Annotated in this window: 13 protein-coding genes and 2 pseudogenes; 10 read left to right on the forward strand and 5 right to left on the reverse strand. The window is 59.9% G+C overall.

The window, feature by feature from the left end:
* Positions 1-8: 8 nt before the first annotated feature.
* From P6U28_RS40350 to P6U28_RS40370, 5 genes are all read left to right on the forward strand, one after another.
* Positions 9-1,631: an acyl CoA:acetate/3-ketoacid CoA transferase gene (locus P6U28_RS40350; protein WP_407123250.1), complete on the forward strand. Its 1,623-nt coding sequence runs from the start codon at positions 9-11 to the stop codon at positions 1,629-1,631.
* An 11-nt stretch (positions 1,632-1,642) separates the two neighbouring features.
* Entirely contained in the window at positions 1,643-2,428 is a 786-nt protein-coding gene (locus P6U28_RS40355; protein ID WP_407123251.1) for an enoyl-CoA hydratase/isomerase family protein, read from the forward strand.
* A 15-nt stretch (positions 2,429-2,443) separates the two neighbouring features.
* The gene (locus P6U28_RS40360) at positions 2,444-3,298 is read left to right on the forward strand and encodes a sugar phosphate isomerase/epimerase family protein (RefSeq protein WP_407123252.1); all 855 of its coding nucleotides are present in this window, start codon (positions 2,444-2,446) and stop codon (positions 3,296-3,298) included.
* Between the two features lie 54 nt (positions 3,299-3,352).
* On the forward strand, positions 3,353-4,591 hold the full coding sequence (locus P6U28_RS40365) for a glycerate kinase (RefSeq protein ID WP_407123253.1): 1,239 nt from the start codon (positions 3,353-3,355) through the stop codon (positions 4,589-4,591).
* Between the two features lie 461 nt (positions 4,592-5,052).
* The gene (locus tag P6U28_RS40370; RefSeq protein WP_407123254.1) at positions 5,053-6,402 is read left to right on the forward strand and encodes a spinster family MFS transporter; all 1,350 of its coding nucleotides are present in this window, start codon (positions 5,053-5,055) and stop codon (positions 6,400-6,402) included.
* Between the two features lie 37 nt (positions 6,403-6,439).
* Here P6U28_RS40370 and P6U28_RS40375 read toward each other — a convergent pair whose 3' ends face one another.
* The gene (locus P6U28_RS40375) at positions 6,440-6,886 is read right to left on the reverse strand and encodes a nucleotidyl transferase AbiEii/AbiGii toxin family protein (protein WP_407123513.1); all 447 of its coding nucleotides are present in this window, start codon (positions 6,884-6,886) and stop codon (positions 6,440-6,442) included.
* Between P6U28_RS40375 and P6U28_RS40380 the strand changes: the two are divergent.
* Positions 6,863-6,991: pseudogene (locus P6U28_RS40380) on the forward strand (ferredoxin); the annotation flags it as partial. The gene P6U28_RS40375 and the pseudogene P6U28_RS40380 sit on opposite strands and share 24 nt — an antisense overlap.
* Before the next feature lie 52 nt (positions 6,992-7,043).
* Positions 7,044-7,501, forward strand: a pseudogene (locus P6U28_RS40385) (ABC transporter substrate-binding protein); the annotation flags it as partial.
* Between the two features lie 21 nt (positions 7,502-7,522).
* Here the strand turns inward: P6U28_RS40385 and P6U28_RS40390 are convergent.
* The 4 genes from P6U28_RS40390 to P6U28_RS40405 all read right to left on the reverse strand — a co-directional run bounded on the left by P6U28_RS40390 (position 7,523) and on the right by P6U28_RS40405 (position 11,379).
* Positions 7,523-8,425 (reverse strand): NADP-dependent oxidoreductase, encoded by a 903-nt coding sequence (locus tag P6U28_RS40390; RefSeq protein WP_407123255.1) that lies wholly within the window; start codon positions 8,423-8,425, stop codon positions 7,523-7,525.
* Positions 8,426-8,520: 95 nt separating this feature from the next.
* Positions 8,521-9,525 (reverse strand): fumarylacetoacetate hydrolase family protein, encoded by a 1,005-nt coding sequence (locus P6U28_RS40395; RefSeq protein ID WP_407123256.1) that lies wholly within the window; start codon positions 9,523-9,525, stop codon positions 8,521-8,523.
* Positions 9,522-10,400 (reverse strand): ABC transporter substrate-binding protein, encoded by an 879-nt coding sequence (locus P6U28_RS40400; protein ID WP_407123257.1) that lies wholly within the window; start codon positions 10,398-10,400, stop codon positions 9,522-9,524. The genes P6U28_RS40395 and P6U28_RS40400 overlap by 4 nt, the downstream gene beginning before the upstream one ends.
* Positions 10,401-10,473: 73 nt before the next feature.
* Entirely contained in the window at positions 10,474-11,379 is a 906-nt protein-coding gene (locus tag P6U28_RS40405; RefSeq protein WP_407123258.1) for a LysR family transcriptional regulator, read from the reverse strand.
* A 164-nt stretch (positions 11,380-11,543) separates the two neighbouring features.
* On the opposite strand from P6U28_RS40405, the gene P6U28_RS40410 reads away from it, so the two are divergent.
* The 3 genes from P6U28_RS40410 to P6U28_RS40420 all read left to right on the forward strand — a co-directional run bounded on the left by P6U28_RS40410 (position 11,544) and on the right by P6U28_RS40420 (position 13,741).
* The gene (locus P6U28_RS40410; RefSeq protein WP_407123259.1) at positions 11,544-12,467 is read left to right on the forward strand and encodes a VOC family protein; all 924 of its coding nucleotides are present in this window, start codon (positions 11,544-11,546) and stop codon (positions 12,465-12,467) included.
* Between the two features lie 133 nt (positions 12,468-12,600).
* Positions 12,601-12,987: a Rieske (2Fe-2S) protein gene (locus P6U28_RS40415; RefSeq protein ID WP_407123260.1), complete on the forward strand. Its 387-nt coding sequence runs from the start codon at positions 12,601-12,603 to the stop codon at positions 12,985-12,987.
* A 55-nt stretch (positions 12,988-13,042) separates the two neighbouring features.
* A complete protein-coding gene (locus tag P6U28_RS40420) occupies positions 13,043-13,741 on the forward strand; it encodes a FadR/GntR family transcriptional regulator (protein ID WP_407123261.1) in 699 nt (232 codons plus the stop codon).
* Positions 13,742-13,752 lie beyond the last annotated feature (11 nt).

Consider the following 13,752-nt stretch of genomic DNA (forward strand, 5'->3'; position numbering starts at 1 on the left):
GAATAAAGGTGAAAAACAAGATCATCACGGCGGCGAAAGCTGCAACCCTCGTTCGCGATGGCGATGTCGTTTGTATCGGGTCGTCTGCGGGGCTCAATTGTCCCGATCGCGTGCTCGCGGCAATCGGCAAACGATTCCAAGCTGAGGGGAGCCCACGCGATCTCACCGTGCTGTCGCCCATTGCTGCCGGCGATATGTACGGAATCAAAGGGATCGACCATTTGGCCCAGAAGGGCCTGCTCTCGTCAATTCTGGCCGGGTCATACCCAAGCGGACCGTCGTCGCTCCCGTCTCCTGCGATCTGGGAGATGATCGGTAAAAACGAGGTTGCGGCTTATAACATCCCGTCCGGCATCATGTACGACATGGCACGGGATGTTGCCGCCAAGCGGGCTGGTGTTCTGACGAAGGTGGGACTTGATACGTTTGTCGATCCCAGGCTCGGCGGCTGCAAGATGAATGAAGCTGCGTCTTCCCGCGGGGAGATCGTGCACCTTGTCGAGTTTGCGGGCGATTCCTGGCTGCATTTCCCCAATCATGCTCCGCATGTCGCGATCATTCGGGGTACCACTGCCGACGAGCGTGGCAACATCTCGATGGAGCACGAAGGCGCTGTGCTCGGAATGGTCGATCTCGCACTGGCAGCGCGCAACTCCGGCGGAATCGTCATCTGCCAGGTGAAGCGCACGACTGCGGCCGGCTCCCTTCCTGCCCACAACGTCCACGTGCCTTCGACTCTGGTCGACTATGTCGTGGTGGATCCGGAGCAAGCGCAGGCGACGGAGATCAGGTACGATCCTGCCATTAGCGGCGAAACACGCCGTCCACTCGCCTCGTTCGAGCCCGAGCCCTGGGGTGTCGACAAGATTATTGCGCGCCGGGCCGCCTTGGAGCTCGCAGATGACAGCGCGGTCAATCTTGGCTTTGGCATCTCGGCCATGGTGCCACAGATCCTTCTCGAAGAAGGCCAGGCAGAGGCGGTAACCTGGGCGATCGAGCAGGGCGCCGTGGGTGGAGTGCCACTAACGGGCTTTGCGTTCGGATGCGCCGCCAATGCGCAGGCGATCTTCCCGACGCCGCAGCAGTTCACTTATTTCCAGGGAGGAGGCTTTGACTGCTCTCTGCTGTCCTTCCTGGAGGTGGACGCGTTCGGCAACGTCAACGTATCCCGACTTGCTGCACGCCCCTACTTGACCGCGGGATGCGGCGGCTTCGTGGATATCACCGCGAATGCCCGGAAAATCGTCTTCAGTGGCTACTTCACCGCAGGCGGCCTTAAGGTGTCCGCGGGCGACGGTCGATTGCGCATCGAGCAGGAGGGCAAGATCGCGAAGTTCATCCCCGAAGTGAGCCATGTGACGTTTAGTGGCCGGCGCGCCGTCGATCGTGGGTGCGACGTCACTTACGTCACCGAGCGGTGCGTGCTGAAACTCAAGGCGAGCGGCCTGACCGTCGTTGAGATCGCCCCGGGTCTCGACCTCCAGCGCGACGTCATTGCGAAAGCAGGGACGCCCCTCGCAGTTGCCGACGATCTCAAGCTCATGGACGAGAAGCTGTTCCGTCCAGAAGCCATGGGCTTGAAGATGCGAGGCCGTTCCAGTCACGAGCCATCGTCCAAATGCGCCGAGTAGGAGAACAGAGCATGTCAACCACGCTGGTGACGAACGACGCTTTCGAAGCGAGCATTCCCCGTCCGGGCGTCTTGCTTATCCGGATCGTTTCCAAGCCAATGGGAGCCTTCACAATCCAGGCGCGGCGGGATCTGCGAACCTTTCTGGAGCGCGCTCACGTGGATCACGCGGCAAGATGCGTTGTGCTCACCGGAACAGGAGCGGCATTCTCTGTCGGCTCCAACATCCGCGAGTTTGAGGCGACGCCGGAGTGGATCGAAGCCGCTCGGCTCGCCGAAACCGGCCTCAACGAGACGATTGAACTCGGCCCGGTCCCGGTGATTGCGGCCTGCAACGGCTACACGCTCGGCGGCGGTGCCGTCATGGCGCTGGCATGCGACATCCGCATCGCCGGTCGCAGCGCGAGCTTCGGCGTGCCGGAAGCCAAGCTTGGCGCGATGCCGACGGCCACCGGGACCATGCGGCTGCCGCTGCTCGTCGGCCGCGGCCAGGCGCTGCGCTTGATTCTGACCGCGCAGCCGCTCGATGCGGAGGAGGCCTACAGGATCGGGATCTTCGATGAGCTCGTCGAGGACGATAAGCTTCTCGAGCGCGCGCTTGAGATGGCTCGTCAGATCGCGGCTGTCTCCCCGAAGGCGGTCAGCGCGTCCCGGCGATGTGTTTCCACAGCCCTGCGCCTTGGATATCACGCGGGCCTCGCGCTGGAAGCCGAAATCACCGTCCCCTTGGGGCTGTCGGACGATGCGATCGAAGGCAAGGCCGCCTTCGTGGAGAAGCGTGCCCCCAGGTTTAAGTAAAAAGCGAGATTTTTGATGCTCGATCGCCCGATCCGACCGCTGCCACTGTCCCGATGTTCAATCAACACCGCAACGCTTGGACATCGCTCTTCCATCCGAGACGTTATCGACCGCATCGCGCGGCATGGCTTTGGCGGCATTGCGCCCTGGCGGCGGGATCTCGAAGGACAGGACCACCGCCTCATTGGCAGGCATCTTCGCGATGCCGGGTTGTCCTTGAGCGGTTATTGCCGAGGGACCTACCTCCCTGGCGCAGATCGTAGTGCCTTTGAGGCGAACGTTGAAGACAACCGTCGCGCCATCGACGAAGCAGCGGCACTCGGTGCGCCCTGTTTCGTCTTGGTCGTTGGAAGCCTCCCGCAAGGGACGAAAGATCTCGCTTCGGCTCGGTCGCAGGTCATCGAAGGTTTAAGCGCATTGCTGCCTTATGCGCGAGAAGCGGGAGTTGGCCTTGCGGTCGAGCCCCTTCATCCGATGTACGCAGGTGACCGCTCATGCATAACTAGCCTCGGCGAAGCTCTGACGGTTTGCGAGACGCTCGACCCATCGCGCAAGGGCGGAATCGGAGTTGCCATCGACGTCTATCACGTCTGGTGGGACTGGCGTTTAAAGGACGATATCGCAGCAGCGGGGCAGGCCAAGCGCACCATGGCCTTTCATGTCTGCGATTGGCTTGTTCCAACGACCGACCTTTTGCTTGATCGGGGAATGACGGGCGAGGGGGTGATCGACCTCAAGACTATTCGCGCTCAAATTGAGGCGACCGGGTATGCCGGTTTTATCGAGGTCGAGGTTTTCTCAAAGCGCTGGTGGTCGACGCCTGAGGATGACGTTCTAGCCGCTTGTGCCAGGGGATTTGCATCAATCTGAAAAGAGATTGAAATGCTTCGGGAATCACTGTGAATGACTGGTGGCCGAGATCAAATGGACACGCGCGCTCGCTCCATTCTTGACGCATTGATGCAAGCCGCCCTTCGCAGCGCGGGCCCGGCGGGAAAGTTCGCCGGCCGCCTTCCTGATCCCCCCGCCGGCCGTACCATCGTCGTTGGCGCAGGCAAGGCCGCCGCAAGCATGGCTCAAGCCTTCGAGGCCGAGTGGCCGCACCCCGTCGAAGGGCTTGTCGTCACGCGCTATGGCCACAGCGCCAAGACGCGATCAATCAAGATCGTTGAAGCCTCTCACCCCGTGCCTGACGCTGCAGGCCAACAGGCGGCTCAGAAAATACTGGACCTTGTGAAGAGCGCCACTCCTGACGATCTCGTTATCGCTTTGATTTCGGGAGGGGCTTCCGCGCTGCTGAGCTTGCCTGCGTCCGGAATTACCCTTGAGGAGAAGCAGGCGCTGACATCGCAGCTACTCCGTTCCGGTGCGCCAATCAGCGCCATGAACGAAGTCAGGAAGGCGCTTTCTGCCATCAAGGCGGGCCGCCTCGCTGCAGCGAGCAGGGCACCGATGGTGACGTATGTCATTTCGGATGTGCCCGGTGACGATCCGGCGGTTGTAGGGTCCGGACCGACCATCGCACAAGGCTCAGTCCCGACGGATGCCACCACGATTCTTGATCGTTTCGGAATCACCGTGCCAGCCCATGTGCGGCACGCCATGTCGGCGAACGCCGCCCCTGTGACGATTCCGAATCCAGTCCACGTCATCGCGACGGCAAAGATGGCCCTCGATGCGGCCGCGCTTGCCGCGCGCCGCCTCGGCGTCCCGCCTCTCATTCTGGGAGACGCAATTGAAGGCGAGGCGCGAGAAGTCGGCGTCGTGATGGCCGGCATCGCGCGTTCTATCTTGAAGTACGGCAGGCCAGCCAAGCGGCCTTGCGTGTTACTGTCCGGCGGCGAGACCACGGTCTCGATGCGCGGAAAAGGAAAGGGTGGCCGGAACACCGAATTCCTGCTTGCGCTCGCATTGGCGCTCGATGGAGCCGAGGGCGTTTCGGGGATTGCTGTCGATACCGACGGGATCGATGGTTCGGAACAGAACGCAGGAGCCTGGTTTGATCCGAGATTTATCCCATCCGCTCGAGAGGCCGGTCTGGATCTTGCCGCTCTTCTCGCCGGCAACGATGCATATAGCGCCTTTTCTGCAATGGATCGGCTCGTCACAACCGGGCCGACTCTGACCAACGTCAACGACTTCCGCGCGATTCTAATTCGATGAATATCCTTGCGCGCCATAGAGCATCCAGCAAACGCCACACCTGAGACGCCGTGAGGCTTTTTCAGTATCGGCGAGCTTTCAATCGCTCAAACGCTAGCTATGTCTTCGTTTTTTCCAACCTTCATTCCTCGTGCGGCTTGGGCTTCATACGCACCAGCGCGCTCATAAGACGCTTCGTCTTATCAGATCGTCATCATCACTTCGGCCGACCATCATGGCTTGTAAAGCTCCCAAATTCGTCCAAACGCATAATCGCGTGCGAGCAAATCCATGCTTTAGCTTTCTCCACCGCGGCAAACCATCTCGCTCTGATGAGCGCGAAGCGTCGAGAAGCCTCCCGTCCCTCTGCATTGGGACAGACATGATTTAGGAATTCAGCTATCGCTCTACGAGCGGTCGGCCACATGCTGCGGCCGGCTTGATAGTGGCACGGCCTCAACAGCCGTCAGAGAGGCAGCAGAATGAGGAACGTCGGCACGGCATCCGCAATTTATCCCAGTGCGGCTTATGCGTGGTATGTCGTTTTTATGCTGCTCTTGGCAGGTATGACATCGTACCTTGACCGCTATCTGCTCGCATTGCTGATTGCTCCGGTTCGCGGATACCTGAAAATCACCGATACGCAGGTGAGCCTTCTCCAAGGCCTTGCATTCGCGCTTTTCTACGTTGCCGCTGGCCTACCGTTTGGCCGGCTAGTCGACCGCACCAACCGCCGAAATGTCATTCTCGTTGGGGTTCTGGTCTGGAGCCTTTTCACCATCGGCTGTGGCTTGGCGGAGACCTACGCTCAGATGTTCGTGGCGAGATTGGGCGTTGGTATCGGCGAAGCCTGTCTTGGGCCCGCGGCCTTCTCTCTGATCGCCGATTATTTTACCCGCGAACGGCGCGGGCGGGCGATGAGCGTCTATAACCTCTCCAATTATCTCGGCGGGGGAGCTTCCCTGCTTATTGGAGGCCTTATCCTTAAAGGCCTCACAGCTACCGCCACGGTAGATCTACCGCTATTAGGAGTAGTTCCAACCTGGAAAGCCGCGTTCTTTGTGGCCGCAGCGCCCGGGTTTGCGATTGCTGTTCTGTTGCTGACCGTCAAAGAGACCTCTCGCAAGGAAGTCGCACATCCGGCATTGACCGATGGTGCGATGCGCCTTGGCATCTATCTTCCGCGACACGCGAGGGTCTATTGCGCACTCTACCTCGTTTTTACGCTGAACGCCTTTGTCGGACTGACCTTCGCTTCCTGGGGACCGACTTTCTTTACGCGGCGGTTTGGCCTGAGCCCGGCCGAGGTCGGTCTCATCACCGGCCCCATCGGTATCGTCTTTGGCACTGCAGGCGCTCTTTTGAGCGGCATCCTGGGGGATTGGCTCGTCGGCAAAGGCCGCACGCGGTTTCTCATCCCGCTCATCTCCTGGCCGATCATGACGGCCGGCGTGATCTGCCTTTGTCTCGCTCCCAATCTGGCAATTGCACTTGCGGGGGAGGCGATCGTACTTTTCGGGAGCGGATTGGGCCTCGTCGCCGGCCCTCCGACCTTCCAGGACGTGACGCCTAATCAATTGCGAGGGCAAGTGCAGGCGCTTTATTTCATGTTGTCCGGGCTTCTGGGACTTGGCGTTGCACCGACTGCTGTTGCGCTGGTCACCGACTTTGTGTTCGGCCGTGATGATGCGATCCGCTACTCATTACTGGTTGTGCTAGTGCCCGTGGCGCTGCTCGCCTTTGTGGTCTGCTTTTTGTCCCAGTCGCGATACGCGCATCTTCGAAATGAGACTTGGCCGTTCGCCTACCCCTCGATTCAAAAACAGAATTGAACCAAGAGGCCGTCAATTCCGTAAAGCGCGCGTCGAGCTAGTGCCAAGCTCCGACGTCCTGATCGCATCGGCCCTTCGCACCCTCGGGCCTGCCGAGACTGTCGACGATAGGTCCGAAGAACAGCCGCAGATCCTGCTGCAGTTGTGGAAACGGGGGCGGCTTAAGACTAGGCTGAGTCCGGCGCAGGAAGCCCGTCCACAATCCACGCTTTTGGGTGACTGCGGCGAACGCCTCAGTGAGGCCCACAGGCATCTCGGTCGGGAACGCCGTCTCTCGGCGCCTGGTCGTTCCGCTGATCGCCTCTACTAAGATCGGCAGATCGAAGGGGAGCGTGCGCGTCGTGATCCAGATGTCGTAGAAATCTTTGATCCGGCCGTTTACCTCGCCGAAGCGGACGATCGCCTCGAATTTTTCGGCGATGGCGGTTTCAGGTGGGTACATTAGGATACCGGTGATGGCGACGACGAGGACGCGCTGCTCGATGGCGCCGCCGCCGAGCGGTTGCCGAACAGCCGGCTGTCCTGCCAGATCAAGATCACGCCGGGTCTCGACGGGCTCGTGCTGGAACTGCCGGGGCGGCAGGTCTGACTTCCAAGCGCGTCGCGAGCGACCGCTGCGGCGGATCAAACAGGGGGAACTGATGAAGCGACTGAAATGCACGCTCGCGTTTGTGGCGAGCCTGTGACCGGCCCGGCGAGCGCCGAGATATCCGACAGTGTCGTACGCGTCGGCGTTCTCAACGACATCTCCGGCATCTTCCAGGACACCAACGGCATGGGCTCGGTCGAGGCCGCGCGCAGCGACCGAGGATTTCAACGGCGGCGGCAAGAACATCAAAGTCGAGATCGTCTATGCCGACCACCAGAACAAAGGCGGACGTCGGCAACGCCATTGCGCGAAAATGGCTCGACGTCGAAGGCGTCGATGCTATCGTCCACGGAATTCCCCGGTCGGCTGTTTCCATCAACTCGCTGTTGCGAGACAGTCGCATGACCTTCCTTGCATCATTGACGGTCAGCTCCGATTTCACCATGCTCGCGCAACACCATCCAATGGGTCAACGACGCCTGGGCGACCGGCAATACCGTGGCGGCAGCGTGGTCTCGCGTGGCAGCGCGCTCAATGCTTTAGCACGACTTTGCCCTGAATGCCGGCGGCGACCGATTCCTGTGCAGCGCCAATCTCCGTGAGCGGTAAGGTCTTCGCAATCGGAATCATCAACAAACCACGCGATGCCGCATCGGCTACAGCTTCGAGCGTACTCGCGTCGGTGCGATGATAGAGTTCGTGAATGGTCACACGATTGCCAGCGTTCGCACCTTCCGGTACCGGAACGATGCTGGCGATCTGGCCCCCATCCCGTACGTGCCGGATGACTTCGGTAGCAACGGGTGCTGCAGCGCTGATCGCGTAGTCGAACATCGCTCTGCTGCGCGGCTCGGCGATATCGAGAGCTTCCCCCGCAACCCGACGTGCCTCCTCAAGCCTTGAAGGCCGTACGCCTGCCACAGGGGTTGCTCCGATTTGTTGAAGGTATTGAATCGCGGCGCGTCCGACTGCGCCCAAGCCGCCGGATATGAGGACGCGGTCTCCAGCCTTCACGCCGAGAGCGTCGACCGCCTGCCGTCCGGTGAGACCAGCCTTTGGGAGAGCCGCGCCTTGCTCGAATGTGAGATTTGCCGGAAGCCTAGCGAGAGCCGTAGCTGGCACAACCCCATACTCGGCGTGAGAGCCTCTGCCGTTCGGCGCGAAGTCAGCGATCACCCGATCGCCAACCGAGATTTCTGTTACACCGGATCCAACCTCGACGACCGTGCCGGCAGCGTCACCACCCAATATGGCGGGAAGTTGCAAGGGAATGAACTGAGCCACATAGCCTTGACGGATGATCAAATCGAAGTGATTGACCGCGGAGGCTTCGATCTTGATCAAAACTTCGCCGGGTTGAGGCTTGGGCGTTGGGACCTCGCCAATCACGAGCTGGCCGATGTCACCATAGGATCTGAGCAGAACAGCTTTCATAGTGGCTTCCTATTTCGAGCAGCCGCAACTGCGGACAAAACGCAACGCTGTGCGGCAACCTCGTTCGATTGCCCGATCGAGCTGACCGGATTGTGTCACGCGGCAATGCAAGTGATCGTCTGGCGGCCCAAGCCGGTGATCTCCCCAACCATCAAATCGCCCGGCTGCAGGAAGCGGTTGTAGTGGGTGCCGTTTCCAGCCGGAGAGCCGGTGCAGATCAGGTCGCCTGGCATCAAGCGCACATAGCGCGAGATATATTCGATCTGCCGACTAATATCGAAGATCATGTCGGCGGCGGCCTCATCCTGCATGATCTTGCCATTGATGCTGAGCGTCAGGCGCAAATGGGATGGATTGGTGACGAATTGTGCCGGAGCCAGCACGGGACCAAAGGGGAGAAATCCCGGCTGACCCTTTGCGCGTAACCAGTCGGTGCCGAGCTGCTTGTAGTCCGTGCGGGCAATCAAGCTGCGCGAGGTCACATCATTGATGATGGCATAGCCGGCAACATGGGACATCGCCTCATTTCGCGAGATGTTACGGCCGCCCCGCCCAATGATGACGCCGACCTCAATCTCCCAATCCGGCTTCTCGTCCGCCGCAGGCAGGACCAGCGCGTCATACGCGCCCGCAATTGCCGAGACTGGCTTGGTGAATACGTAAGGGTCACCAGTTGCTGCTCGCTCGTCCATCATGCCCTCTGCCCAACGTCTGAGGCCGGCTGCGTCTAGCCCTTCCGGTCCCACCCCCATATCGAGCGTCAGGTCCACGACATGCTTGCGATAATTGGCTCCGGTGCAGAAAACCTGATGGGGCAGATCAACCGGCGGGCAGATGGTAACGTCGGCAAATTCATGGAAGCGATCATGGACGAGTTCCTCCGTCACCGCCGCCCGCAAGTTGTTAAGGGCTTCCAGAGCAGGGTCCCAGTTCTGAAGAAGCTCGAGAATGCTCTTTGCCGCAAGGTGCTCAGAGCCAGCTATCGGGCATATGCGAAGGAGATCCTCGAGCGCCATGACACGCTCGCCAATGGCCAAACCTGCCCGCGGCCTCTCGGTACTCTTGCGAAACGTCGCGAGCGCATATTCCTGGAAGTTCATCGGTTGTGCTCCCGCCAATGACCAATGCTTTCGAGGAGATCGAAATCGACAAGATCCGAGTAGGTGAGATCGCCCCCGTGCAGCCGCGCGCGCTTTCGTTGCGCGATGAGGAGATCAACACCCTCCCGCTCCGGAACGAGAGAGTTCGGGACGAAGGAGATCATGTCCTCTGCAAGGCCTCCGGGTAGGCCAGTCTTTGTCAGATGCCAGACCGCGACATCCTTGTTTGTCAGCGCCAGTGCGCGCGCATGGTCTATCTCGGCAAGCCAGATCGCCATGCCTGCACGACAACGCTCATACGAGCTGCGTCGCATGACCAGTCCTTGGCCAGGGAAGGCTGGATATTGGTCGTTCACGCGCGACAGGACCTGCGCCCCCCGTGCTAAGGCCATCTGGTCGAATGGCGGACCGAGCAGGGTCGCATCCCCGCTTCCAGCTAACAATGCTTCAAAGCGTTCACGTACGCCGCCCGCACGTTTGAGTGCATAGGATCCATCGGGCAAACCGCATTCGTCCAGCAAAGCTCTAGCGGCCACGACGAAGCCGTTCGCAGGCGCATCGACGAGAAGAGTTTTGCCTCTTAGTCCTTGGATTCCCGTTACACCGGCACGGCTGACAAGGGAGAGGGGAATCGTTCGCTCGATCTGTGCGACGATACGGAAATCTCCCCCGCCCGCGCGCAGATTCCAGTCCATCACGTTGTCCATGGCCGTGATGGCTGCATCTGCCGCGCCGCTCAGAAGCGCCGCGAACTGGTCATCTGAGGATTTGGTGGCAACGCCGTCGACGTAAAGGCACCCCGCCGTCGATGAGCTGCGAGCGCGTGCAACGATCCCCACGGCTGGCTCGACGAACCAATGGACGGTGATAGGCATGCCAGGCCCTCCTCCTGGCCTAGGTAAACGATACGTCTCGTTTTGTAAAGGAGGGCCGGATGGGTATTTTGGTTTAGCGCATCTTTGCGGCCGCTTGCCTGAAGATGTCTCGTAGCCAGATGATGCCGGGATCGCGGCTGCGATAGTGGTGCCACTGCATCTGCTGTTCAAAACGCTCCATCGAAAAGGGGATTTCCAAGATCGAAATCGGCAGTTGGCTTGCCCAGAGCTTGGCCGTGCGGCGGTGGACGATTGCAATGCGATCGGTTCCGAGGACGAGATGGGGCACCGAGGAAAAGGCAAACGTCGAGACCTCGGTTCGCCGTGCAACGCCCAATTGATCCAGAAGGACGGAGTCCAGAGCCCCAGACGTCGGCGAGGAAAGATATCGTACGTGCCCGGCTGCTGCGAACGACTTCCGGCTAAGCGGCCTCTTGCCGTATTTGCCGCGGCGCCACGCCACGCAACAATAGTCATCTTCGAACAACTTGATCGAGGGGTGTTCCGGAGAGCAAACGATGCGCGGCGCAATCAGCAGATCCGCCTCGCCCCGCTCAAGGAAGATGTTCGGCCGTTCGGTCTGCCGCAGGAATTGGAAACGGATATGATCGCCGAACGCGGCCGTGAGCTCCAAGACAGGCGGAATGATGGTGTGAAGTGAGTAGTCGGACACGAGCAGGCGGAATTCCCGATCGGCCTCTTTGGGATCGAACGCAGCCTTTCTGGCCAAAGCGGCTTCAATGCGCGTGAGAACGTCGGAAATTTCTGGGCGAAGTGTTTCCGCGCGTACCGTCAATTCCATTTTCTGACCGACGCGCACGAGCAGTGGGTCATCAAAGTACTGCCGAAGCCTTCCCAGCGCATTACTCATCGCGGATTGGCTGAGATTCATCCGCTCTGCCGTTTGGCTGATCGATTTTGTGACGATGAGATGGTCGAGCGCCACCAGCAAATTCAGATCGAGATTGTTGAAGCGCAAGGCGGCCTCCCGGATCTATGGATCGTATCAATATATGTGATTTAAACTATCCATTTCCGTGATGCAGCGCGAGCCCCTATTCTGGGGGTGAGGCGGACGATGCCGTCGTGAATGCGTTCCGCGCCAAACGCCGGGAGCTTTCACAAAAAAGGAGGAGGACTAGCGTGAAAATCATTGGCCCTGATGAGCTCGTGTTCGGCGTCGACAACGTAGAGGCATGCGCCGCGTTCATCACCGATTACGGATTGAAGCACGTTGGCGACAAGGATGGCTCCGGCTTCTACGAGGCGCTGGATGGTACCGGCCTTTCGATTCATGCCAAAGATAGCCTCCATCTGCCGCCGCCGTTGCCGACCGGCAACATGCTCAGAAAGACGATCTACGGCGTCGAAGATCAAGGCACGCTCGACCAGGTCAAGTATGAGTTGAGCAAGGACCGGCAGGTTCAGGTTCAGCCGGATGGCACGGTAGAGTCGGTCGATGATCTGGGTTTCGCGCTGGGATTCCGCCTGACGCGCCGCCGGAAGCTGGATCTCCTTCCCGAGCGCATCAATTCGCCAGGTGCCGCTCCACAACGCGGCATCAACGAAATCGGAGCCGACGAGGACGCTGCGGCATCGCCGCGAACCCTGTCGCATGTGGTTTATTTCGTGCCTGATGCGGCAAAGATGGAGGCATTCTACACCCAGCGCCTCGGCTTCACCGTCATGGACCGGTTTACGGGTGGCGGTCCGTTCTTGCGTCCGGCCTCGAATACCGATCATCACACGCTGTTTCTGATTCAAACCCCGGAATACATGAAGGGACTTGAGCATTTTGCGTTTCACATGCAAGGGCCGACCGAACTGATGCTCGCGGGCTCGCGCATGGTGAAAAAGGGCTATCAGTCGTTCTGGGGGCCGGGCCGCCACAAATTCGGCTCCAACTGGTTCTGGTACTTCAACAGCCCGATGGGTACCCACGCCGAGTTCGATGCCGACATGGATGTCCTGGATGACAAGTGGGAGCCGCGCGAACTACCGATGAAGACTGAGCATTCTCAAATCTTTTTGCTCGAACACCGAGAGAAGTGGGCTCCGGGCGGTTGAGGTACAACATCTGCAAGAGGAGCGCGGTCCGGCATTTCTCTCGCTTCTTTCAGAGATCGAACGAAGCCGCGGCCGGTAGGGCGCCAAGGCCTTGTCTTCCGTTCGTGCGACTTGTGATTTGAGCTCAGATGCAATGAAGCAGTTCACGCCGGCGCTTTGCCATCTCTCAGATCTGAGGGATGGCGAGGCTTGCGGGTTTGATCCTTTCAAGAAGGGGCGCGATAGCGTTTTCGTTGTGCGGAGGGGGGAAAGGATCCACGCCTTCCTCGACATTTGTCCTCACTATGGCCAGACCCCGCTACCTTGGAAGAAGAACGCGTATCTCACCAAGGACGGAAGCCGCATTCTATGCAGCGCGCATGGTGCGACATTCGACATCCCAACTGGTCTTTGCGTTCTCGGACCGTGCCTCGGTCAATCGCTGACCTCAGTCGAGGTCTCAATTTCTGAGGGGGGAGAAATTCGGCTCTTGCTCGATCCCGGGGGCGGTGCCGGCGGCGAACGGCTCGCGTCCGATTGACATGTCTCAGTCGCCGCCCCTTGCGCCCAACCCAAAATTGGGCGATATTGGGCGAATGGACGACATCACTGATTCTCGCCAACCTGCCTTTGAAGTGCTGCGGAAATACCTGAAAGAGCGCGGCTTCCGTCCCAATGAGCAATTGCCTCCCGAGCGGCAGCTCGCCGAAGATCTGAAGCTGACCCGTAGTCGCCTTCGGACCTCTCTGGCCCGGCTCGAGCGCGATGGGGTGATCTGGCGCCATGTGGGGCAGGGGACGTTCATGAGCGCCTCACCGGACCCTCAGCTACGCCCTGCGGCCACTGGGACGGGTCCTGACCTGGAAACGAACCCGTCAGAAATTCTGGAAGCCCGCCTTACCCTCGAGCCGCAGATCGCGTTTCTCGCGGCGCAGCGCGCGACCGGGACCGACGTTGAACGAATTGGGGCAATTCTTCAGAAGTCTAAGCAAATCGAGCCTTGGGAGGAATGGAGCGCCCTCGACAAGGACTTTCATCTGGCTATCGCCCGAGCGTCCAAGAACCAGTTGCTTTTGAACATCCTGGTCATGATCCAGGAGAGCCAGACCCAGAGGAATTGGGGGCGCCTGTCAGATTTGCCCACCGCGGTAGCTAGGCGCGCCCACATCACGCAGGAGCATGAGGCGATCTTTGGCGCAATCGAATCTCGCGAGGCGCGCGATGCAGCCACCCTCATGCGCAGCCACCTTGAGGAAGTCCGCAAGGCTTTGCTCGGTCCATTCGCGCCGCTCTAGACTAGGGCGCA

Origin of the sequence: Bradyrhizobium sp. STM 3561, assembly GCF_045571455.1 — a bacterium.
In the GTDB taxonomy this organism is placed as follows: Bacteria; Pseudomonadota; Alphaproteobacteria; order Rhizobiales; family Xanthobacteraceae; genus Bradyrhizobium; species Bradyrhizobium vignae.